Annotated in this window: 18 protein-coding genes; 11 read left to right on the top strand and 7 right to left on the bottom strand. The window is 40.5% G+C overall.

Annotated elements, in window-relative coordinates:
- Both DFQ04_RS02460 and DFQ04_RS02455 read right to left on the bottom strand, forming a co-directional pair.
- Positions 1 to 4,266, bottom strand: a complete 4,266-nt coding sequence (locus tag DFQ04_RS02460; protein WP_133552337.1) for a T9SS type A sorting domain-containing protein — start codon at positions 4,264 to 4,266, stop codon at positions 1 to 3.
- Positions 4,267 to 4,302: 36 nt separating this feature from the next.
- Complete coding sequence (locus DFQ04_RS02455; RefSeq protein ID WP_133552335.1) at positions 4,303 to 5,403, bottom strand: DUF1573 domain-containing protein; 1,101 nt, start codon at positions 5,401 to 5,403, stop codon at positions 4,303 to 4,305.
- 71 nt (positions 5,404 to 5,474) lie between these two features.
- Between DFQ04_RS02455 and trpS the strand changes: the two genes are divergently transcribed.
- Positions 5,475 to 6,452 carry a tryptophan--tRNA ligase gene (trpS, locus tag DFQ04_RS02450; protein ID WP_133552333.1) on the top strand — a complete coding sequence of 326 codons (978 nt, stop codon included), beginning with the start codon at positions 5,475 to 5,477 and terminating at the stop codon, positions 6,450 to 6,452.
- A gap of 42 nt (positions 6,453 to 6,494) precedes the next feature.
- Here trpS and DFQ04_RS02445 read toward each other — a convergent pair whose 3' ends face one another.
- The 5 genes from DFQ04_RS02445 to rsmA form a co-directional block, all read right to left on the bottom strand.
- Positions 6,495 to 6,887, bottom strand: a complete 393-nt coding sequence (locus tag DFQ04_RS02445; protein ID WP_133552331.1) for an HIT family protein — start codon at positions 6,885 to 6,887, stop codon at positions 6,495 to 6,497.
- Positions 6,888 to 6,935: 48 nt separating this feature from the next.
- On the bottom strand, positions 6,936 to 7,409 hold the full coding sequence (gene greA / locus DFQ04_RS02440; protein WP_133552329.1) for a transcription elongation factor GreA: 474 nt from the start codon (positions 7,407 to 7,409) through the stop codon (positions 6,936 to 6,938).
- 158 nt (positions 7,410 to 7,567) lie between these two features.
- Positions 7,568 to 8,497: a 2-hydroxyacid dehydrogenase gene (locus tag DFQ04_RS02435; RefSeq protein WP_133552327.1), complete on the bottom strand. Its 930-nt coding sequence runs from the start codon at positions 8,495 to 8,497 to the stop codon at positions 7,568 to 7,570.
- A 1-nt stretch (position 8,498) separates the two neighbouring features.
- Positions 8,499 to 9,866, bottom strand: a complete 1,368-nt coding sequence (gene mgtE, locus DFQ04_RS02430; protein ID WP_133552325.1) for a magnesium transporter — start codon at positions 9,864 to 9,866, stop codon at positions 8,499 to 8,501.
- Positions 9,853 to 10,638, bottom strand: a complete 786-nt coding sequence (gene rsmA, locus DFQ04_RS02425) for a 16S rRNA (adenine(1518)-N(6)/adenine(1519)-N(6))-dimethyltransferase RsmA (protein ID WP_133552323.1) — start codon at positions 10,636 to 10,638, stop codon at positions 9,853 to 9,855. The genes mgtE and rsmA overlap by 14 nt, the downstream gene beginning before the upstream one ends.
- Positions 10,639 to 10,743: 105 nt before the next feature.
- On the opposite strand from rsmA, the gene pdxA reads away from it, so the two are divergent.
- The 10 genes from pdxA to DFQ04_RS02375 all read left to right on the top strand — a co-directional run bounded on the left by pdxA (position 10,744) and on the right by DFQ04_RS02375 (position 22,457).
- Complete coding sequence (gene pdxA / locus DFQ04_RS02420) at positions 10,744 to 11,766, top strand: 4-hydroxythreonine-4-phosphate dehydrogenase PdxA (protein WP_133552321.1); 1,023 nt, start codon at positions 10,744 to 10,746, stop codon at positions 11,764 to 11,766.
- 109 nt (positions 11,767 to 11,875) lie between these two features.
- A complete protein-coding gene (locus DFQ04_RS02415; protein ID WP_133552319.1) occupies positions 11,876 to 12,457 on the top strand; it encodes a YceD family protein in 582 nt (193 codons plus the stop codon).
- Positions 12,458 to 12,469: 12 nt separating this feature from the next.
- Entirely contained in the window at positions 12,470 to 12,661 is a 192-nt protein-coding gene (gene rpmF, locus DFQ04_RS02410; RefSeq protein ID WP_133552317.1) for a 50S ribosomal protein L32, read from the top strand.
- 224 nt (positions 12,662 to 12,885) lie between these two features.
- Positions 12,886 to 13,884: a beta-ketoacyl-ACP synthase III gene (locus DFQ04_RS02405; protein WP_133552315.1), complete on the top strand. Its 999-nt coding sequence runs from the start codon at positions 12,886 to 12,888 to the stop codon at positions 13,882 to 13,884.
- An 18-nt stretch (positions 13,885 to 13,902) separates the two neighbouring features.
- Positions 13,903 to 14,466 carry an elongation factor P gene (efp, locus tag DFQ04_RS02400; RefSeq protein WP_133552313.1) on the top strand — a complete coding sequence of 188 codons (564 nt, stop codon included), beginning with the start codon at positions 13,903 to 13,905 and terminating at the stop codon, positions 14,464 to 14,466.
- Between the two features lie 95 nt (positions 14,467 to 14,561).
- Complete coding sequence (gene accB, locus DFQ04_RS02395; RefSeq protein ID WP_133554328.1) at positions 14,562 to 15,035, top strand: acetyl-CoA carboxylase biotin carboxyl carrier protein; 474 nt, start codon at positions 14,562 to 14,564, stop codon at positions 15,033 to 15,035.
- A 24-nt stretch (positions 15,036 to 15,059) separates the two neighbouring features.
- Entirely contained in the window at positions 15,060 to 16,409 is a 1,350-nt protein-coding gene (gene accC, locus DFQ04_RS02390; RefSeq protein WP_133552311.1) for an acetyl-CoA carboxylase biotin carboxylase subunit, read from the top strand.
- A 156-nt stretch (positions 16,410 to 16,565) separates the two neighbouring features.
- Positions 16,566 to 18,881: a PSD1 and planctomycete cytochrome C domain-containing protein gene (locus DFQ04_RS02385; RefSeq protein ID WP_394345577.1), complete on the top strand. Its 2,316-nt coding sequence runs from the start codon at positions 16,566 to 16,568 to the stop codon at positions 18,879 to 18,881.
- A 2-nt stretch (positions 18,882 to 18,883) separates the two neighbouring features.
- Entirely contained in the window at positions 18,884 to 20,338 is a 1,455-nt protein-coding gene (locus tag DFQ04_RS02380) for a DUF1501 domain-containing protein (RefSeq protein WP_133552309.1), read from the top strand.
- 4 nt (positions 20,339 to 20,342) lie between these two features.
- Positions 20,343 to 22,457 carry a c-type cytochrome domain-containing protein gene (locus DFQ04_RS02375; RefSeq protein WP_133552307.1) on the top strand — a complete coding sequence of 705 codons (2,115 nt, stop codon included), beginning with the start codon at positions 20,343 to 20,345 and terminating at the stop codon, positions 22,455 to 22,457.
- Positions 22,458 to 22,466 lie beyond the last annotated feature (9 nt).

Raw genomic sequence — 22,466 nt, 5'->3', positions numbered from 1 at the left:
TTATAAAACAACTAGCTTTCCGACAAAGGAAGATTGATTTGAGCCGACAACCCAAATAATATAAGTCCCTTTAGGCAAGCTAGAAATTGACAATTGGGCTGTTTTTGAATCAGTTTGCAGAATTTGAATGGAGTTTTCAAGGCTTTTTCCATCCAAATCATAAACCTTAATTTCAAATTGTCCAGCCCCTAATTTATCAACAGGTAGTTCAACATAGGCAAATGCACTGGCTGGATTAGGATAAATCTTTAAATTTTCAGGATTTTTAACCCAATTACCTCCCAATCCAGCAATAGTCATGGTCACAGAAGGAAGTTTGGCTTTGCAGCCAGCAGGGCTAGTAAGTTCGACAGTATATTCACCCATCATGGTTAAGGCCAATGTCCTATTGGTAGCATTTTCAATTTTTTCCCCATTTCTGAACCATTGGTAAGTAAAATTGCCTTCTGGAGCGATTAGGACATTACCCTCTGTTTTGATTTCACCGGTAGGTATTGGATTTACTTTGACTTCAATTGAATTCGATTCGGAAAGGCATCCTCCCTGATATCGAATTACTGCATGATAAACTCCTGATTCGGACACCTCCAAAGTTTTACCGGTTTGACCTTGAATTTCCACACCATTTCTTCTCCATCTAACTACCTCAAAACTTGAGGAAGAGCTTAATTCAAGTATCGACTTATTCCCAGCACAAAACTCCTTGGTTCCTGTAATTTGGACTAAGGAAGGCTCCAATCGCTTGACCAAAATCTTAGAAACTGATTCAGTAACATTTCCTGATTGATCTTCTGCACGGATTCCAATGGAAATCTCCTTGCCGATATCCTCACAGGTAAGTTGGGTTTTGCTTAGCGTGACAGATTTAAGAGAACAGTTATCTCGGAGAACCTCTGTCACCATTTCAGGTGTGATGGTCAAATTCCCCTTAGTCACATCAAGATTCAATTCCAAGTTTTTAGGAGCCACAGTTGGCTTAATGGTATCCTTTACCAAAACGCTGACTTTTCTTTCCCAAGATTGACCTGTAGTATTTTTGATCAAAAGAGTAACTTCATTAATTCCCAAATCAGAACAGGTAAATTGGGACTTACTCAACTCAAAAGTTAAGCTTGTATTGGGCAGTGGCCAGTTCTCAAACAAGTCAGCTACCTCCAGAACAGCTTTGCCATCAGCGTTAAGTTCCTTAATTACTTCTTGTTTTACAGGTGGGAAAGGGAATTCGGAATAAACTAATTCCAAGGCCTTGGAAGTTACCATACACCCATTTTTCAACTGAAGAACTGCTGCATATCTACCCGGCTCAGTAACCAAAATTGAAGTTCCTTTTTCACCGGGTAAAAGAGCCATATCTTTTCTCCATTCCAACACATCAAAATCCAACTCTTCTCCTAATCTCAATTCAACAGAATTCCTTTCAAACAAAGGACCTTTAGCTGTCAGAGAGACCTTTTTGGACTCAACAATTTTCAATACAGCTGCGGTAGGATAAGTAGTAGTATTTCCAGATGCGTCTTTTAGGATCAAATTCAAATCAACATAATAGGTAAATCGCTCTGAATCGATATCAGCACAGGTCACACTAGTTTTACTAAGGCTGACCGAAACAACCCCTGATCCACAATTATCTTGAGGAACACTTGCTAAGAAATCTTGAGGATTGAAGACTAGTTCACCCTTAGAAAGGTCAAACTCATAACCGGCTTCCTTAATTTCAGCAGAAGGGGCTAGTTTGTCCTGCACTTTTATTTTCACCCAGAATTCAGCTGTTTGGGAATTTGAAGGATTGTATTGATTTAGAGGGCTTTTATAAGTCACTTTGACCGATTGGTCACCAAGTTCACTGCAAGAAAATTCTGTTTTACTCAAAGACCAATCAGCAGCATCCACAGGTACTAAGAAAATATCTTCTAAACCTAAATTTGCTTTGCCAGAAGCATTTAAATTGAGTTCCACTAACTCTTTATGGCTCGGGGCATTGAATTCAAAATTGAGAACACGGGAGTCGACTTCGCATCCGGTATCTAATCGAAGTTTGGCATAATAGGCTCCAGGGCTTGAAATTGGTAACTCTTTACCTTTCTGGTTTGGAATCAATTGTCCATTTCTATACCACCCTAGCACTTCATAGGTCAATTCATCTCCTAAGCGAAGTACGGAGCCTGAGGGATCCAAAGGCTTTTGGGAAGAAATCGAGACTTTTTTGGATTCGATTATATTACCGATCTCCACAAACACTTGCTTCACTCGCTTATTCCCTGATTGATCAGCAACAGTTATCGTGACCGGCCAGCGGGGATAAGAACCTTGATTTTCAGCTACAAGAGCACAATTGATCTCAGGACCATCAAGCGAAATATTGAAAAATGTTGAACAATTATCAGACAAATCCACAAGATCAAAATCTTGGATTCCGTAATTTATTTTTCCTATGGTTGGATCAAATATAAAGACCGCATTTACCGCATCAAACGTAGGAGCAATGGTGTCCAAAACCTGCAATGAAATTGTATCCTTAAACACTGTCGCACTTTGTACTCGAGTGGTCGTCACTACTAAATCCCTGATCCCCAACTGCTGACAATTCACTTCTGGACCGATGGAATAGGAATAGGTGAAGTCATTTGTGGGAGGATCCTTTGACACTGCTTCAGCAGTTATTATCCCTTTTCCTGATCCGTCCAGATAAATTTTCACAGTATCCTTCAGAGCCGGCGGATTAATTGGACTTGAAAATTTAATTTGAAAAGTACCCAAGGTAGATTCGGTATGTACTGGAGCATAAGGCATATTCCCTTTAGGAGCTAATGACTTAGTTCGGTTCATCGGAAAACCGATCGAACCACTTTGGTAGGTACCTTTAACTTTGGATTCTTCTTCAAATGGGTTCTGAATATCGATTAATTCATAAGTAGAACCTGGTGAGATCGAGTAGGATGAAAAATCGACAGCCACATTATCCAAACCTCCGGAATTTAGGATCGTGACGTAAAATTTCTTCGAATCGTAATTGTTTTTTCTTACCCAAATTTTGGATGAAGAAGGTGCCAAAGTAGCCAATGTACTTCCAGCATCAAATCCTGAATTTGTCTTCCAATCCGTGAAATTCAAGCCAGTAAATCCCAAATTATCCGAATTTAGCAGATAATACAAGTTGGAATTCCAAGTAGTATTAGGCAAGGATTGAGGTAGTGTAAGGAATTGAAAAAACTTTCCATGCACATTATAAAAGGTGTTTTCTGTAAATCTGAAGGTCTCCAATGGTTGGATTTCAACCTGATTTCCACCCCCATAAAGTGTATTATTATAAAACTGAAAATCTTGATTTGGTTGATAGTTTCTTCCCAGTGTTACATTGCTCACTTGATCTTTGGTAAGTCGGCCATTCTGGAGATCAGAATAGAAAACATTATCATAGGCCCTGATGGAAAAACTCAAATTATTCTCAGACCCCACGGTAAAATTATGAGGAGGCCTGAAGAGCAAACCATTAAAATCAGCAATCGCACCAGTATTAAAAGATGTATTTTCAAAAACCAAAACTCCACCATTAGGAGGATTAGTGGTAAAAATATTTATCCCCTGAGAAGCATTTTGAAAAACGAAATTATTTCGAATAATTTTTGGAAAATCAGGCTCATCATGTTGAATATACATTCCATGTCCAGTTCCTCTAGTAGAACTTTGGCTGCCATTATTAAATATAACACAACCATAGACCTCCAAATTTAGAGCAGGTCTCCAAAGTTCTAGGCCACCACCTGGAATATCATAAATCCAGCAATTGATCAGTTTTACATTGGGACCAAAAACCACAATTCCTGATTCATAAGGAACGGACTGTCCTAAGTCTTCTCTTTTATTTAAAGAGGAAGAAGTAACATGAATCCCTATAATCCAAACATTAGAGGCGTTGACTATTATACCGGTTCCAGAAGTCCTATTTTTACCGGCATCAATAATCGCTTTACCTTCGCTCTTTGGCAATATGTAAATTGGCTTTGCTGCGGTCCCACTTTTATCCAAAACAAAATTCCCTTCATAAACTCCGTCCAATAAATAAAGAGTATCCCCAGGGACTAAGGGAGAGGATGATGAGAAGGCTTTACTCAAACTTAAAGGAGTGGATTCAGAAAGTCCGTTTGCAGAATCTGAACCATTTGGAGCGGCATATTTTTTACCTGCCAAGGCATTACTGAATGTCAGGCAAATGACCAAAAAAGACAAAATTGGCAACCAAAGTTTAGTTTTATAAGACCAATTCATTTTTAGAATTTCAAATAGTTAAGAAAAATACAGTGTCTATTCTATCCTACTCTTCAGCACAATCAACTGAACAGGATTAACGGGATCATTACTAAAGATATAAATATTTCTTTGGTCAATTCCTTTTCTACCTACAGGATCAAAGGTTAACATTAGTTCTATGCTCTCTCCAGGTGCCAAACTTTGCTTAGGGGCTTCAATTTTCAGGCATTCACAGTTCCCCTGAATCTTACGTATTTCCAAGGTAGACCGACCTGGATTTGATAAAGTCACTTTTCGATGAACAAGAGAATTGGGACTGATTTCTTTCAGGTCAACTTCCTTTTGACTAATTAACAATTGAGGCAATTGATTGAGTTCAGATTTTTGAACTGGAGGAAAATATTCAAAAAGGTCCGCAATAATTTCCAAGTTAATCTCACTTCCAGAAACACTCTCCCATTTTAAAGGAAGAGCATCTTCATAGAAACCCAAATCGCCTTTTCTAGCATTGCTTTCGTACTGGATTTTGAGCAAACCTCTTTCCTGAGGTCGAATCATTTGTTGGACCTGCTCAATCTGGATATAAGAAGGAGTTTCTGCTTGGAAATCATTTTTTTCCAGGACCTCTGTTCCAAAATTGAAAAATTCAACAAACTTGATTTTAGGCTCATTGTCAAAAACTTCCCCCATGTTGATTTTTCTCAACCGAAACCCAAGGCTACCCATCCGTGCTGGATATGCTCGCTCAGGATTTGAAGGATAGGGAATTGATACACCGTCTAAATACAGGGAATCCTGAACTCCCTGAAGGTTTCCTTTAACGACAATGAGTTTGGTGAAAAAACCCGAGGAGGACGTTGGATCAAATGAGACTTTGATTTTTCCACTTTGACCTGCGACCATGGTATCCTTGGGATACTCCACGGTAGTGCACCCGCATTCTGTCCAAATATCCTCTATAAAGAATAGGGAATCCTGGGTATAGGTAAATTCAAATTCAACTTCAGGTGATCCTTGTTCTTCAAGCAAAGTTCCCAAGTCAATTCTATTTACTTTCCAAATCAGCTTAGGTACAGGTTTATTCTGCCCATTTGAAATCAATGGAAACAACAAGCCAATCCAAATCAAAAAAAGAAATCTAGTGCTAGGGTTCATACTTACAAATAACAACTATTTTTCCCCTTAATTATAGCTTCAAATCCTTAATTTGCGCCAAAATTAAAGAAATGGCAAGAGTACTTACAGGAATTCAAAGCTCAGGGAGACCGCATTTGGGAAATATTTTGGGAGCTATTGTACCTGCTATCCAACTCATTAAGCAGAATAATCAGGACGAATCTTTCATATTCATTGCTGACTTCCACTCCCTTACCTCTACTAAAGATGGAGAGTTAAGAAAGCAAAACACTTTGGCTGTTGCTGCAGCTTGGTTGGCTTTTGGATTAGATATCGAAAAGACCATCTTCTATCGACAGTCCAGAATCCCTGAAGTAACGGAGTTGAATTGGTACCTCAACTGCTTTGCCCCTTATCCTATGCTCGCCAATGCCCATAGTTTTAAGGATAAATCGTCAAGGCTATCAGAAGTCAATGCCGGGATTTTTATTTATCCAGTACTTATGGCATCTGATATTTTGTTGTATTCTGCCGATTTGGTACCGGTTGGTAAGGATCAATTACAACACCTCGAAATTACCCGTGATATTGCAAGCGCCTTCAATAGAATAATGGAAGAGGACATCCTTACCATGCCTGAAGCAAGGATAAGTGAGGAAGTCATGATTATTCCAGGAATTGATGGACAAAAGATGAGCAAGTCTTATCAGAATATCATCGATATTTTCCTGCCCGAAAAAGAACTCAAAAAAAATGTAAATGCAATCATTACAGATAGCACTCCTCTCGAGGAACCAAAAGACCCAGATACCTGTATCGTCTTTAAAATTTACAGCCTGCTAGCAAGTGAGGATCAAACAGCCTCCATGAGAGAAAAGTATTTAGCTGGTAATTATGGATATGGGCATGCTAAAAAAGAGCTTCTAGAGCTAATCCTCACTAAATATTCTAAGGAAAGAGAAACGTTCACTTATTTCATGAACAATCCAGAAGAAATAGAAAAACGCCTTGAGGCAGGGGAAGAAAAGGCAAGATTAATTGCATTCAAGTTACTGAATCAAGTGAGGGAAAAACTAGGATTCAGGTAAAACAAAAGCCCGACTAATCGGGCTTTTTGTATTCTAGTTTAGTTAAAATCCTTTTCGGATCGTATCCGCAATTTCCGCCAGTTCCTCAGAACTCAATTTTAGTTTAGGTCTTGTAAAGTTGATATCATCCATGGTCTTTAGCGGCACCAAATGGATATGAACATGCGGCACTTCTAATCCAATCACGGCCACTCCAATTCGAGTACATTTGATGGTCTGATCCATTGCCTTGGCCACTTTTTGGGCAAAAAGATGAAGGTCAGCCAAATCTTTGGAATCCATGTCGAAAATGTAATTCACTTCTTTCTTAGGAACGACCAAGACATGTCCTTTTACTAAAGGCATTATGTCCAAAAAAGCGATGTTCTTTTCATCCTCTGCTATAATTTGAGCAGGAATTTCTCTGTTGATGATTTTGGTGAAAATACTTGCCATGATTTAGAAATTAAAAAATCCCGAGGATAAGTCGGGATTCGATGATTTTTAATAAGTGATTTCCAAGATTTCAAATTGAAGTTTACCTGCTGGAGCATTGATTTCAGCAATTTCTCCGACTGTCTTTCCAACAAGTCCTTTTCCGAAAGGTGATCCCAAAGATATCTTTCCAGCCTTCAAATCAGCCTCTTCTTCAGAAACCAAGGTGTAGCTGACGGTCATTCCGTTTTTGATATTTTTGATCTTCACGGTACTCAAAATACCGGCTTTGGAAGTATCCATTTTGGAATTGTCCAAGACACGGGCATTACCTACCACTTCCTCCAATTTGGCAATTTTCAATTCCAAAAGTCCTTGAGCATCTTTCGCTGCATCGTATTCTGCATTTTCGCTCAAATCACCTTTATCCCTCGCCTCAGCAATCTGACGGGCAATATCAGTTCGTCCTTTTGTTTTAAGTTCCTGAAGTTCATCCTTCAGTCTCTTCAGTCCTTCTTCGGTATAGTATTGTACTTTTGACATAGTATTACAGCTTTTCAAAAGGCTCAAAAAACAAAGTAACGGTCACTTGTTTGAGACCGTTACTTTGGTTTTGCCTTTATGTATGGGACAAAGATAGGAAAGCTTTTCTACAAAGCAAACCCGGTAAATCGCAGGCTAAGCCCCCATTTTCAGGTTTTTTAGGAAAATTCCTTCTTGATTTTTCCTACCAAAACCTCATTGATTTTGACATAAGACTCGAAAGTCCAGCCAGCTACATGAGGTGAAAAAATCACATTTTCTCTTTTGGCCAACTTTTCAAATTCTTCCTTTTGAGCCACAGTAAATTTTTGGAATTTTTCGTTTTCCAAGACATCCAAAACTGCTCCTCGAAGAATTCCCTGATCAAAGGCTTGATTTAATGCTGCAAAAGAGATCACCTCTCCCCTAGCGGTATTAATTAGCCAAAATGGTTTGGCGAAGCTTTTCAATTCCTCAAAAGTGAAAAAGTCACGGGTCTCAGGAGTCAAAGGAACATGAATACTTAAAATATCAGCTTCCTCTTTAAGCTTTTTCCAGCTTACTTCTTGGACTGATTCATTTCCAAAACCTGTCTTATACTTATCAAAGGCTAAAATTTTAACCCCAAAGCCAGCAAGTCTTTTGGCAAAGGATTTCCCCATATTCCCATAACCCATGATCCCCACAGTCTTTCCCATCAATTCATGGCCACGGTTTCCTTCCCTGTCCCAAATCCCTTTTCTGACTTCCTGGTCGGCTTTAATCACATGATTAAATAAAGCCAGAAGGCCGCCCAAAGCATGTTCAGCCACGGCATCCCGGTTTCCCTTTGCCGCATGAAAAAGTTTTACTCCTCTTTTCTCCAAATAATTAAGATCGATTTGGTCTAGACCTGCTCCTGCCCTGCCAATGAATTTTAGGTTTTCCGCCTTTTCCAAAAGCTCCCGGTCCATTGGGGTTTTAGATCGAATAATCAGTCCTTCAAACTCGGAAACTTGCTGGAGGATTTCTTCTCGTGTGATTTTTGGAGAGTAGGTTACTTCATGCCCCTCTTTTTCCAGCATGGAAATAATACTGAGGTGCATTTCATCAATAATCAGAATTTTCATCTTAAAGCTTCAGTAGTAGCATCGCAATGCCGAAATAAACGGCTAAGCCCAAAAGATCGTTCGTGGTAGTAATAAAAGGTCCTGATGCGATGGCGGGATTGATTCCAAATCTATTCAAGACCAATGGTGTCACAGTTCCCATAAATGAAGCCAAAAGCACCACGCAGAACAAAGCAAATCCGATTGTAACCCCAAAAATAGGTTCGAAGCCATATACAAATACCACTACCAAAAACACAAAGGCAGCTAAAACCAGCCCATTTAGGACAGCGACAAAAAGTCCTTTTACAAATCTCTGAAATGGTGTGTCGTCGAATGCAGATTTGGAAGCCAGAGACTGAACAATCAATGAAGAGGCCTGAATACCGACATTCCCTCCAGTCGCAGCAACAAGAGGTATAAAAGAGGCCAAAGCCAAATATTTGCTCAGCCCATCTTCAAAAAGACCGATGATTTTTGCGCCCATCAAGCCACCCAAAACTCCTATTAAAAGCCAAGGCAAGCGGGCTTTGGAAATGGTGAAGACCGAATCCGATTCCTCGATATCCGCAGAAACCCCCGTCATCGCCTGGATATCCTCATCGGCTTCTTCTTGCACTACGTCCAAGATATCATCCACCGTTATTCGCCCTACTAATTTATTTTTTGCGTTTACGACTGGAACAGATTCCAAGTCATACTTTCTCATTACAGCCGCTACTTCCTCCTGGTCCATGTGTACAGGAACAGAGATTACTTCCTCATCAAAAATATCTTCTATTCTAGTATCAGAGGACGCCAAAATGATCTTTTTCAAAGAGACTCTCCCCAACAATTGCTGTTTGTTATTCACCACATAGATGGAGAAGATTTTTTCTACATTTTCTGCTTGGCGACGAATTTCGTTGATGGTCTGGATCACATTCCAGTTTTTATTAGCCCGGATAAATTCCTTGGCCATGATACCACCCGCTGTATCCTCTTCATAGCGAAGAAGTTCTAGAATCTGCTCAAGTTTGACCCTGTCCTGGATTTCGGAGATGATTTCCTCTCGCTCTTTTTCCTGGAAAAAACTCAGAATATCAGCTCCATCATCCGAATCCATCAATTCGATCCAGGAGGCTATTTCAGGCGTTTCAAGTTCTTTAAGAACTTTCCCAAGGCTGACCTCATCTAATTCAATTAAGATATCGGCGGAAAGCTGTTTATCAAGAAGGCGAAGCACATAGATGGACTCCTGCATGCTGAGCTCATCCAAAATTGCAGCAATATCAGCCACATTGACTCCATCCAAGGACTCCTGGATAAAGTCAATTTTTTCCTCTTCAATCCCCAAACGGAGACTTTCCAAGTACTCTTTCGATAGCTCAAACTGCTTAATGGGCTCCACGTCCTTTTTCTATTTCTTGGGTCAAAAAAACAAAATCTGCTACATCCAATTGCTCGGCGCGCTTGTCCAAGATCGGATTAGTTTTGAATTCCTCTGAAAGATTAAATGATTTCAGAGAATTTCTGAGAGTTTTTCGTCGGTTGCCAAAACCTCCTTTGACTACTTGGAAAAACAATTTTTCGTTGCAATCTAACTTTTCGGTTTGATTTCTGGTCAACCGAATCACTCCCGAATGAACTTTCGGAGGTGGATTAAATACTCCTGGAGGCACTGTAAACAGATATTCTATATCATAATACGCCTGCAAAAAGACAGACAAGATTCCATAATCCTTATTGCCTTTTGGAGAAGCTATTCGCTTCGCCACTTCTTTTTGAAGCATGCAAACAACTTCGGTCACTCGATGCTTTTCTTCCAAAACTTTGAAGAAAATTTGGGAAGAAATATTGTAGGGGAAATTTCCCGCAATGGCATATTTATCAGGAAAGATTGCTTTCAAATCATATTTCAAATAATCCCCCTCAATGATTTTTTCTTTTAGCTGAGGATATTTTTGATTTAAGTAGACAATACTCTCATGATCAATTTCGATCAAGTACAGGTCCAGAGGATTATTTAACAGGAAATCAGTCAAAACACCCATTCCCGGACCGATTTCCAAAACCTTGGAGACTCCCCCATGACCTTTTACCGCCTGAGCGATTCGCTCCGCGATACTTAGATCAGTTAAAAAATGCTGACCTAAATGCTTTTTGGGTTTGACTTTTTCCATCCTCAGGCTCTGATAAATTTTTATAAATTGCAGGCCTAAAAATAAGGGAATATTCCAAAACGCCCTGTGAAAATATCACAGTTGGCCCAAAGGCAGCAGCAACGCATGAGCACAAAAAAACAAAAACCAATCCTGGGGATAAGCATAGGAGATATAAATGGAATCGGAGTAGAAGTGACCATGAAAGCCTTGGCAGATGCTAGAGTGTATAAATCCTTTACTCCGCTGATCTACGGTCACGGTAAAGCAGTTTCTGTTTATCGCAAACTGATGAATATGGAAGAATTTAATTTCACTCAAATCAGAAGTTTGGATGAAATTCAGCATCGGAAAATTAATGTGATCAATGTAGTGGAGGAATGCCCGGAAATTATTCCAGGAGTGGAGACTCAGGAAGCTGGCAAGCTTGCATTGGATGCATTGAAAGCTGCTGTTGAGGATTTAAAAGCAGGAAAAATTCAAGGTTTAGTAACTGCCCCTGTTAACAAAAATAATATCAATTCCGAAGAGCTTCCATTCGTAGGACATACGGAGTTCATCACTCAATCAGTAGGTGCTTCAGATAGCCTGATGATGATGGTAAGTGAAAACTTCCGAGTAGGATTGATTACCGGTCACTTGCCTATTTCAGATGTTTCAAAAACCATAACAAAAGAAAGAATCCTTCAAAAGGCCAATATTTTTTTAAAAAGCCTAATGGAGGACTTTGGAATTGCCAAGCCTAAATTGGCCATTTTAGGACTAAACCCTCATGCAGGAGAAGACGGATTGCTAGGAAAGGAAGAAGAAGAAATTATAAAGCCTGCAATTCGTGAATTGAAAGATCAAAACAAGTTGGTATTTGGGCCTTATCCGGCTGATGGATTTTTCGGAATGATGCATCAAAACAAATTTGATGGAGTTTTGGCCATGTACCACGATCAAGGCTTAATTCCATTCAAGTCAATTGCTTTCAGTTCAGGGGTGAATTTTACAGCTGGGTTGCCGGTAATTAGGACTTCGCCAGATCATGGAACAGCCTACAATATTGCTGGAAAAAACCTCGCTGACGAGGGGTCTATGAGGGCTGCCTTGCTCCTCGCTTCCGATATAATAAATCAACATCAGGAAGAAGAAGTAGAGGCATAATTGCAAAAACATTAAAAACTAGGGCAAGAACCAAATTTTATTTCACGTTCTGTTTTAGCTATTTTAAATAATTACCTACATTTGCGGTCTTAAATCAGGAGGAGGAATCGTGAAATTCTGGAAAACCTTTGATATTGAAGTCATTAAGTTCAGAGAAGGACAACATGAAATTGACTTCGAAATTGGGGATTCATTTTTCCAGCATTTCGAAGACAACGAGATCCTGGAAAAGGGAAATTTGACCACAAGGGTCATTATGGATAAAGGAGTCAACGTCATCGAATTGACTTTTCATATTCAAGGTACTGTACAACTCACCTGCGATAGAAGCTTGGAAGTTTTTGATCATCCGCTCGATATCACCGAAAAGATGATTTATAAATATGGATCCGAAGAGCAGGAAATCGACGAGAACGTCTACATGATCACGAGGGATACCCCTTCTATTAATGTAGCTCAGTTGATTTACGAGTACATCTTGCTGGCCCTTCCGGCAAAAAAAATCCATCCGGATTACAGAAATGAATTGGATGATGAGGATTTTGATGGGGAAGGCGGCTTTGTCTATTTTGATGAAGATCAGGAAGAATTTGAAGAAGAAGAAGACGTCAAAGAAGAAGAGGAAACTCCAAAACCTATTGATCCCAGATGGGAACAGTTATTAAAATTAAAAAACAAGGAACAATCATAAACCACTCATAAAATGGCACATCCTAAACGCAAAATTTCGAAAACCAGAAGAGATAAGAGAAGAACTCATTATAAACTGGAAGCTCCAGGATTGGCGAAATGCCCAACTACTGGTGAAATGCATTTGCCTCACAGAGCTTTCTGGCTTGATGGCAAATTGTACTACAAAGGACAAGTAATCATCGAAAAAGAAATCACAGCTTAATATATTTTAAGCTTAGAACAGAAAGATCCACTCCCAAAAAGAGTGGATTTTTTTATGGCTAAAAACTCAAGTTCACTGAATTCCAATCAATTACCTTTATCCCATGAGTTTAGCTTTGGTGGTCAGGGGGCATTATGCTATTTTTGAAATTCTTTAGAAAAATCTAAAGTCCCATCAACCCCCTACATCAGTGACTCAGTCACTAGGATGAATAAAACCAAGCTATGGAGCAAATCAGAGCCATGATTACCGGTATTGAAGGGTATGTACCCGAATATCGGCTAACCAACAAAGAACTTGAGACCCTTGTCGACACCAATGACGAATGGATCACCTCAAGAACCGGAATCAAAGAAAGAAGAATCCTCAAAGGTGAAAATCAGGGAACTTCAGTAATGGCTGCAGAGGCAGTTAAAGGATTATTGAAAAAAACCGGAACTGACCCTCTGGATATCGAGGTAATCATTTGTGCCACTGTTACTCCAGACATGCCTTTTCCTGCTACTGCTAATATTGTTGCAGATTTGGTTGGGGCAAAAAAGTCTTTCTCTTTCGATATCGGAGCTGCATGTTCAGGTTTTTTATATGCCTTGCATCTAGGAGCTCAGTTTATCCAAGCTGGCACCTACAAGAAAGTAGTTGTGATTGGAGCTGATAAAATGTCCTCCATCGTCGATTACCAAGATCGTACCACCTGTATCTTATTTGGAGATGCAGCAGGAGCTGTTTTACTCGAGCCAACTACTGAGAAAATAGGAATCATGGATGCCATTCTTAAGTCGGATGGTGCAGGTGCACCTTATTTGCATATGAAAGCGGGAGGTAGCCGAAAACCTGCTTCTGTTGAAACTGTACAGGCTAGAGAGCATTTTGCTTATCAGGAAGGATCTACTGTTTTCAAGTTTGCGGTAACCAACATGGCCGATGTTAGCGCTGAAGTCATGGAAAGAAACGGACTTAAAGGAGACGACATTGCTTGGTTAGTTCCTCACCAAGCAAATAAGAGAATCATCGACGCCACTGCCAATAGAATGGGAGTTGGTCCGGAAAAGGTAATGATGAACATAGAGCGGTATGGGAATACCACGGCGGCAACTATTCCTCTTTGCCTTTGGGAATATGAAAATCAACTTCAAAAAGGAGACAATCTTGTTTTGGCTGCTTTTGGAGGTGGATTTACTTGGGGAGCCATTTATTTGAAATGGGCCTATAATCCGAAATAATTAAACCGAAAATAAATTATGGCAAGTACTGCAGATTTTAAAAATGGATTGTGTCTTGAAATGAACAATGACATATTTTCCATTGTCGAATTTCAGCACGTAAAACCAGGAAAAGGTGCAGCCTTTGTGAGAACCAAACTCAAGAGTTTGAAGTCTGGCAAAACTTTGGACAAAACATTTTCCGCAGGAGAAAAAGTCACTACCGCGAGAGTAGAGAAAAGACCTCATCAATTCCTTTACAAGGACGATTTAGGGCATCATTTCATGGATACCGAGACTTTTGAACAAATCTCTCTTGAAGAGCATTTGATCGAAAGGCCAAATCTTCTGAAAGATGGTCAGATGGTTGATATTCTTGTTCATGCAGAAACTGAAACTCCTCTTTCTGTTGAGCTTCCTCCATTCGTGGAATTAATGATCACCTATACCGAGCCTGGAATTAAAGGAGATACAGCAACCAATGCATTGAAGCCTGCTATTGTAGAAACGGGAGCAACCGTTATGGTGCCTCTTTTTGTAGATCAAGACATCATGATCAAGGTGGATACCCGAGATGGGTCGTACTCCGAACGCGTAAAATAAATTGTAATTGGCTGTGTGATTTCTGTAAATTACACAGCTTTATTGTTTTTAACCCAACACTCATGTCCAAAGACATCGAACCAAAAAAGAACCCTATGAAAGCTAAAGAGATTCAGGAATTGATCGACTACATTTCCAACTCCGGCCTTGCAGAGGTAAAAATCAAGACCGAGGAATTCGAACTTTCCATAAAAAAATATGCAGATTCAGCTCCTGTAGCTCAGGCTCCAGTAGTAGTCTCTGCTCCTGCTCCGGCACCTGCTCCTACTCCAGTTGCAGCTCCTGCTCCTGCTCCAGTAGCAGCTCCTGCAGCTACTCCATCCAACTTAGTAGAGATCAAATCTCCAATGATCGGAACATTCTATTTGACTCCTAATCCGGATTCCGCTCCATTCGTGTCTGAGGGGTCTTCGATTAAAGCTGGTCAAACAGTATGCATTATTGAGGCGATGAAATTATTCAACGAAATCGAATCTGAGATTTCAGGTAAGATCGTTAAGATACTAGTCTCCAATGCAACTCCAGTTGAATATGATCAGCCTTTGTTCTTGGTTGATCCAGCAGGTTGATTTTTTCACTAAAGCGACAAAAAGGTGTTTAAAAAGATATTAATAGCCAACCGCGGAGAAATAGCACTTCGGGTGATCCGAACCTGTAAGGAAATGGGGATCAAAACCGTTGCAGTCTATTCCACGGCAGACAAAGACAGCTTGCATGTCCGTTTTGCGGACGAGGCAGTTTGTATCGGTCCTGCGCCAAGTAGAGAATCTTATCTAAATATCCCTAGAATCATCGCAGCAGCTGAGATCACAAACGCTGATGCCATTCATCCGGGCTATGGATTCCTTTCCGAAAATGCCGAATTCTCAAGAATATGTGAGGAATACGGGATCAAATTTATCGGAGCTTCTCCTGACATGATTGCCAAAATGGGTGACAAAGCAACCGCTAAGGCAACCATGAAAGCAGCTGGAGTACCGACAATTCCAGGATCTGAAGGTCTTCTTGACTCCATTGAGCAAGGACTTAAGCTTGCAAACCAGATGGGCTACCCGGTCATTCTCAAAGCTACTGCCGGTGGTGGTGGCCGAGGAATGAGAATCGTCAAGGAAGATAAGGATTTCAAAAAAGCATGGGATGATGCAAAAATGGAATCTGGAGCTGCTTTCGGCAATGATGGGCTTTATTTGGAAAAATTCGTTGAGGAACCGAGACACATCGAAATTCAAATTGTAGGCGACAAAACTGGAAAAGCTTGTCATCTTTCTGAACGTGATTGTTCCATTCAAAGAAGACATCAGAAGCTTGTGGAAGAAACTCCTTCTCCATTCATTACAGAAGAATTAAGAGAAGCAATGGGTAAGGCGGCGATCAAAGGTGCTGAAGCCATTGGATACGAAGGAGCCGGAACCATCGAGTTTTTGGTGGATAAGAACCGTAATTTCTACTTCATGGAAATGAATACCCGAATTCAGGTAGAGCATCCCATCACTGAAGAAGTAACTGACTTCGATTTGATCAAAGAACAGATCAAAGTAGCTGCCGGGGAAACCATTTCAGGAAGAAATTACTATCCAAAGCTTTATGCGATGGAGTGTAGAATCAATGCAGAAGATCCAGCAAACGGCTTCCGTCCAAGTCCAGGAAAAATTCACAACCTACATATCCCGGGTGGAAGAGGCGTTCGTGTGGATTCCCATGTTTACGCGGGTTATGTAATTCCACCTAACTATGACTCTATGATTGCTAAGCTGATTGTCAGCGGTCAATCCAGAGAGGAAGTCATCGTGAGAATGAAAAGAGCCTTGGAGGAATTTGTAATAGATGGCATCAAGACAACTATTCCATTCCACATTGCTTTGTTGGAAAACGAGCAATTTAAGGCTGGTGATTTCACAACCAAGTTTCTAGAAACCTTTGATTTCTCAGTAATTAAGGGATAATCAAAATAGTTTTATAAACTACCCAAAAGCCACTCAAATGAGTGGCTTTTTCTTTTTTATGTCTATCTAGAAATTCTTGATCAATATTCAGAAAAAAATGAACCCTCCATTTTTTAAAAATTTTCCATAAATTTTAAGAACATATCTCCAACTCATGTGACCATTTCCAAGAATTCCTTTCTGACTTTTTCTTCATTTCTACTTCTGCTTTTGGGAGCTTGTAGAAATGAGTCTTCCGCTCCAATCGGATTGGCAGATGGAGATCAGATAAGCTACAACTTTCATATCCGCCCCATCCTATCAGACAAATGCTTCGCCTGCCATGGTCCGGATGCAAATAAACGGGAGGCTGACTTAAGGCTAGATACTGAAGAGGGTGCTTTTGCTGCGTTAAAAGAGAGTCCCGGAAAGTTTGCTTTGGTTTCTGGAAGACCAAATGAGTCTGAAGTTTATCACAGAATCACTTCAGAAGATCCGGGGGAACTTATGCCTCCTCCAGAATCAAACCTATCCCTTACCGCCCAGGAAATTGAATTAATCAAACGCTGGATTGAGCAGGGAGCAAAATATGAACCGCATTGGGCTTTTATGAAAATTGAAAAGCCTTCTCTTCCTGAAACTGATTGGGGAACCAACGAAATCGACCGATTCATATTTTCAAAAATGAGTCAAAAAGGCTTGGAACCAAATAAGGAAGCAGACTCCTATTCCCTGATAAAAAGAGCATGTCTGGATTTGACAGGTCTTCCTCCAAGTCCCGAAATATTAGAAGCCTATGCAGGTTTTCCGGAAGGCCATTCCTATGAGGATCTCATCGATGAACTTCTCAACCAACCGGCTTATGGTGAAAAAATGGCTATTCTTTGGTTGGATATTTCCAGATATTCAGATAGCTACGGCTATCAGGACGACAATATCCGAACCCAATGGCCCTATCGGGATTGGCTGATTCATGCATTCAACAAAAACATGCCCTATGATCAGTTTCTAACTTGGCAATTGGCGGGAGACCTATTACCCAATCCCACCAAAGAGCAGATTTTGGCTACAGCTTTTAACAGAAATCACAAATACACAGAAGAGGGAGGAGTTATTCCTGAGGAATATCGAATTGAATATGTCTTAGACAAAACCAATACATTCAGCAAAGGGATTTTGGGAATTACCATGGAATGTGCCCAATGCCATGACCACAAATACGACCCCATCTCACAAAAGGAGTATTATGAGCTTTTTGCCTTTTTCAATAATTCAAAAGAAAAAGGATTTGAGGGTGACGTGAGTCAATCCAAACCTGCAAAATCTCCAATCCTCTGGGTGGAAAGAGAAGATTTGGATGGAATTTTAAGTTTTATCAATCATCAGGATACTTCCCGTTTGAGCATTTCTGTGATGGGAGAATTGGAAGGCGAGGAAAAGCGAACCACCTTTATCCTCGACCGGGGAGTCTATGATGCCCCAACAATTCCAGTGGAAGTTTCTACACCAAAGTCTATTTTAGAATTCCCTGAAAATTTTGAAAAAAACCGTTTGGGATTAGCAAAATGGGCTACCGAAAAGGAAAACCCTTTGACCTCAAGAGTTTTTGTGAATTTGGTTTGGCAGGAAATCTTCGGAAGAGGAATTGTCAAATCTGCCGGCGATTTTGGGATGCAGGGAGATCTTCCTACGCATCCCGAATTATTGAATTGGTTGGCAGCTGATTTCATGGAGAACGGATGGGACATCAAGCGCCTTCATAAGCAAATAATGCTCTCTTCAACCTATAGACAATCTGCAAGTCTGAGTAAAAAACACTTGGAAATTGATCCAGACAATTATTACCTGGCCAGAGCCCCGAGGCTTAGACTTCCAGCTGAGAATATTCAAGATTTGGTTTTGGCAAGTAGCGGACTTCTGGTTCGGGAGATTGGTGGGCCAAGCATCAAACCATACCAGCCCTCTGGCTTATGGGAAGCTGCAACTTCCGGAAGAGGTGTGCTGGCAACCTACGTTCAAGACAAGGGAGAAAAACTCTACAGACGAGGAATCTATAATTTCATCAAACTCACAGTCCCTCCTCCAAAAGCCATCATTTTCGACTCCAGTAATCGGGATCGATGCGAGATCACCCGTAACCGTACAAATACTCCACTTCAGGCTTTGGTGATGCTAAATGACCCCATGGTATTGGAAGCTTCTAGAGTTTTGTCCACTAAACTTTCGGAGAAATACAAAGACCATGAATCTGCAATTGAAGAGGCCTTCAAGCGGATCGTTTGTAGAGAAATGAAATCTTCTGAGAGAAGTCTCATTTTGGATTATTATGAAAGTGAATTGGAGGAATTCCAAGCCAACCCGGAAAAATCAAAGCAGATTTTGGATGTGGGTGAATACCCCATGAACCCAGAAGCCATAACCCCGGAAAATGCGGCTTTGATGCAAGTGATTGTGAGCTTGTATAATCTGGAAGAAACTATTACCAAAAGCTAACCATGGAAAAAGAAATTTTAGAAAATGGTCTAAATCATAATCGTAGAAAATTCCTTTCCCGATTGAGCTTGGGTATTGGCAGTGCTGCTTTGGGATCACTTTTGATTCCTGATTTATTTACCGGTAAAAAGGAAGCGGAGGATTCACTCATGCGGGCTCTCCCCCATTTTGCACCGAAGGCCAAAAGAATTATTTACCTATTTCAAAATGGAGCTCCTTCCCAGCTGGAGACATTTGATTACAAGCCTCTTTTACAAAAAAACTTTGGAGAAGAACTTCCCGAATCTATCCGAATGGGCCAACGCCTAACCGGCATGACAGCAGGACAAAAATCCTTCCCTCTAGTAGGCTCCTATTTTGAATTTAACCAATACGGACAAAGCAGAGCCTGGATTTCCTCCCTTTTTCCTCATTTGGCATCAGTGGTGGATGATTTATGTATTGTCAAATCCATGCATACCGAGGCAATCAATCACGATCCCGCTTTAACCTTCTTTCAAACAGGGGCTCAGGTTGGGAATCGTCCAAGTATGGGGTCTTGGCTAAGCTATGGTTTGGGAAGTGAAAACGAAAACTTGCCAGCTTTCTGTGTTTTGCTCAGTAGAGGAAAAGGAAATGGGCAAGGAGTTTATTCCAAACTTTGGTCCAATGGCTTTTTAGATGCCAAGCATCAGGGAGTACAGTTTTCAAATTCCGAAGATCCGGTGCTTTATCTATCCGATCCTCATGGAATGTCCAGAGATCAAAGAAGAAAAATGCTGGACCAAATCGCAGCCATGAATGATTTGAGCTATCAGGAATTCAATGATCCTCAAATAACCGCAAAAGTCCAGCAATACGAGATGGCTTTTCGGATGCAGACGGCTGTCCCAGAAATCACCGATGTGACCAAAGAATCGGATAGCATTATCAAACTATACGGGCCAGATTGTCTGGTTCCCGGGACATATGCTGCGAATTGTCTTTTGGCAAGAAAACTATCTGAAAACGGAGTTCGATTTGTCCAACTGTATCACCAAGGCTGGGATGCGCATGACAATCTCCCAAATCAGATGATTGGTCAGGCTAAGGACGTAGATCAAGCCTCAGCAGCATTGATTACAGACTTGAAGCAAAGAGGATTGTTGGATGAGACATTGGTGATTTGGGGAGGAGAATTTGGCAGAACCAATTATTGCCAGGGAAAAATAGCTCCTGAAAATTACGGGCGAGACCATCACCCAAGAGCCTTCTCCATTTTTATGGCTGGAGGCGGAGTGAAGTCTGGAATAGTATATGGGGAAACAGACGATTTCGGATACAACATCGTGGAGAATCCAGTCCATGTCCATGATTTTCAAGCAACAGTGCTTCATCTAATGGGAATCGACCATGAAAAGCTCACCTATAAACATTTGGGCCGTCGCTATCGACTAACCGATGTTCACGGCAATGTAGTCAAAGACCTTATCGCTTGATTGCATGGATTCCAAATCAAGAATTTTCTTCTGGCTTGAAAACTTGCTTTTCTTTTGGATTGGACTAATTGTCATCCTACTCATTGGTGGAAAAAGCCTTTCTATTCCTACCTGGATTCAAGTGATAGGAAGAACACATCCATTGATTTTACATTTCCCAATTGTTTTACTTTTACTAGCTATTGCTATTGTTTGGATACCAAATTCTGACTGGGGAAAAACAGGAAAACCAATTTTGGTTTTAGGGGCAAATTTGGCTGGTTTTACGGTTGTTGCCGGCCTGATATTAGCCACAGAAGATTATGAGGGAACTTCCTTTTCCTGGCACAAATGGCTGGGAATAGCCACTTTTTTCCTTTCAACTGGAATTTACTTTTTACTAAAAAAACAGACACAATCCCTAAAAATCGGCTCGACAGTTCTTGCTGTAGTTTTAGTATTAACTGGCCATTTTGGAGCTAATCTAACCCATGGAGACAACTTTTTATTCGAACCTGTTCTATCTAAAGAAGCTCAGTTAGTCGCTTTCGGGGATGCTGAGGTCTTCCGAGATTTGGTTCAGCCAATCATGGAAGCGAAGTGTATTTCTTGCCATAAAGAAGGGAAAATGAAGGGGGAATTACGCTTGGATAAAATTGAAGGCATCAAAAAAGGAGGAGAAACAGGTCCATTCTTTTTGGCTGGTGACACCGAAAATTCTCTTTTTCTTCAAAAAATCCATTTACCGCTAGAGGATGAAGACCACATGCCTCCAAAGAACAAAGCCCAGTTGACGGATGAGGAAATAGAAATTCTTCGGCTTTGGGTAGCTTCAGGTGGTTCTTTTGACCAAAAAGTAGCCGATCTGAATCAGGATGAGCCTTTATTTCAATTGGCTTCCAATCGGTTTACTTCAGAAAAAACCTATTCTTTTTCTCCTGCCAGCGAGGATGACATCGAGGAACTGAATAACTTTTTTAGAAAAGTAAAACCGATTTACCCGGGATCTCCGGCTTTGGAGGCAGCCTATTTTGGGGCTTCTACTTTTGATCCCAATTCCTTGTCAGAATTGAAGTCAGTAAAGAAACAAATTGTTAGATTGAATCTTAACCGAATGCCTTTGCAGGAAGTAGATCTGGGTTTTCTTCAAGACTTTACACATCTGGAAGAGCTTCAGTTAAATTTCACAGGCATATCATCTTCGCAGCTTAAAAGCATTGAAAACATAAACTCCTTGCAATCTTTGGCGATTTCTGGAAATAGCCTTGGAAGTGAGAGTTTGGAAAGCTTAAAGAAACTCAGCTCGCTCAGAAAACTTTTCTTTTGGGAATCCAACCTTACCGAAGATGAACAAAAATCCTTGCAGGATGCGCTTCCCAACACCAAAATCGATTTTGGTTTTGATGGAAAAGGAATCATTCTACAGCTCAATCCTCCAAAAATCGAGACTGAGAAAATCATGTTTGATGATTCAGTGGAAGTTATCCTCTCCCATCCCATTCAATCCGTTCAAATTCGCTACTCTCTGGATGAATCAGAGCCAGACAGTATCTCGAGTTTGATTTATTCCAAACCCGTTTTTATTAAAGGAACTTCGACTATCCGAGCTAAGGCTTTTGCCAATGATTGGATAAGAAGCGAGGAAACAAAAACCACTGTTTTCAGAAAGGGAATTCAGCCAAAATCATTTATGCTAGCCATTGAGCCTAATCCAAAATATAAAGGAATTGGCGCAGAAACCTTATTCGACGGGGTAAAAGGAAAAGCCAACCACACCTCAGGGGAATGGTTGGGTTTCACTGATTCAGCTTTAGAAGTTGAGATTTCTTTGAAAGAAGGTCAGCATCCAAAATCAATTCAGGCCAGTTTGCTGCTCAATGAAGGTGCCTACATTTTCCCTCCTGAATCGGCTGAATTATGGGTAGCGGAAAATTCTAAATGGAAAAAAATCGAGGTCCCCAAACCCAAAGAATCCTTAAAAGCAGAAGGGGCTAGATATGGTTTTTTGAATTTCCTTTTACCAGAAGAAGATTTTGATCAGATCAAAATCAAACTCAAGCCTATATCTAAACTTCCCAAGTGGCATCCCGGTGCCGGAGCAAAAGGCTGGGTATTTGTGGACGAATTATTTATCTATTAAATCCTTTTT

The organism is Algoriphagus boseongensis (assembly GCF_004362805.1).
GTDB classification, from domain to species: Bacteria; Bacteroidota; Bacteroidia; order Cytophagales; family Cyclobacteriaceae; genus Algoriphagus; species Algoriphagus boseongensis.
The sequence above is the reverse complement of the archived record's forward strand: the minus strand, read 5'-3'. Positions and strand labels throughout refer to the sequence as shown.

Excerpts from the sequence above, each read along its gene's own strand:
- DFQ04_RS02460 (WP_133552337.1), bottom strand. The coding sequence starts at position 4,266 with ATGAATTGGTCTTATAAAACTAAACTTTGGTTGCCAATTTTGTCTTTT.
- DFQ04_RS02455 (WP_133552335.1), bottom strand. The coding sequence starts at position 5,403 with ATGAACCCTAGCACTAGATTTCTTTTTTTGATTTGGATTGGCTTGTTG.
- trpS (WP_133552333.1), top strand. The coding sequence starts at position 5,475 with ATGGCAAGAGTACTTACAGGAATTCAAAGCTCAGGGAGACCGCATTTG.
- DFQ04_RS02445 (WP_133552331.1), bottom strand. The coding sequence starts at position 6,887 with ATGGCAAGTATTTTCACCAAAATCATCAACAGAGAAATTCCTGCTCAA.
- greA (WP_133552329.1), bottom strand. The coding sequence starts at position 7,409 with ATGTCAAAAGTACAATACTATACCGAAGAAGGACTGAAGAGACTGAAG.
- DFQ04_RS02435 (WP_133552327.1), bottom strand. The coding sequence starts at position 8,497 with ATGAAAATTCTGATTATTGATGAAATGCACCTCAGTATTATTTCCATG.
- rsmA (WP_133552323.1), bottom strand. The coding sequence starts at position 10,638 with ATGGAAAAAGTCAAACCCAAAAAGCATTTAGGTCAGCATTTTTTAACT.
- pdxA (WP_133552321.1), top strand. The coding sequence starts at position 10,744 with ATGAGCACAAAAAAACAAAAACCAATCCTGGGGATAAGCATAGGAGAT.
- rpmF (WP_133552317.1), top strand. The coding sequence starts at position 12,470 with ATGGCACATCCTAAACGCAAAATTTCGAAAACCAGAAGAGATAAGAGA.
- DFQ04_RS02405 (WP_133552315.1), top strand. The coding sequence starts at position 12,886 with ATGGAGCAAATCAGAGCCATGATTACCGGTATTGAAGGGTATGTACCC.
- efp (WP_133552313.1), top strand. The coding sequence starts at position 13,903 with ATGGCAAGTACTGCAGATTTTAAAAATGGATTGTGTCTTGAAATGAAC.
- accB (WP_133554328.1), top strand. The coding sequence starts at position 14,562 with ATGAAAGCTAAAGAGATTCAGGAATTGATCGACTACATTTCCAACTCC.
- DFQ04_RS02380 (WP_133552309.1), top strand. The coding sequence starts at position 18,884 with ATGGAAAAAGAAATTTTAGAAAATGGTCTAAATCATAATCGTAGAAAA.
- DFQ04_RS02375 (WP_133552307.1), top strand. The coding sequence starts at position 20,343 with ATGGATTCCAAATCAAGAATTTTCTTCTGGCTTGAAAACTTGCTTTTC.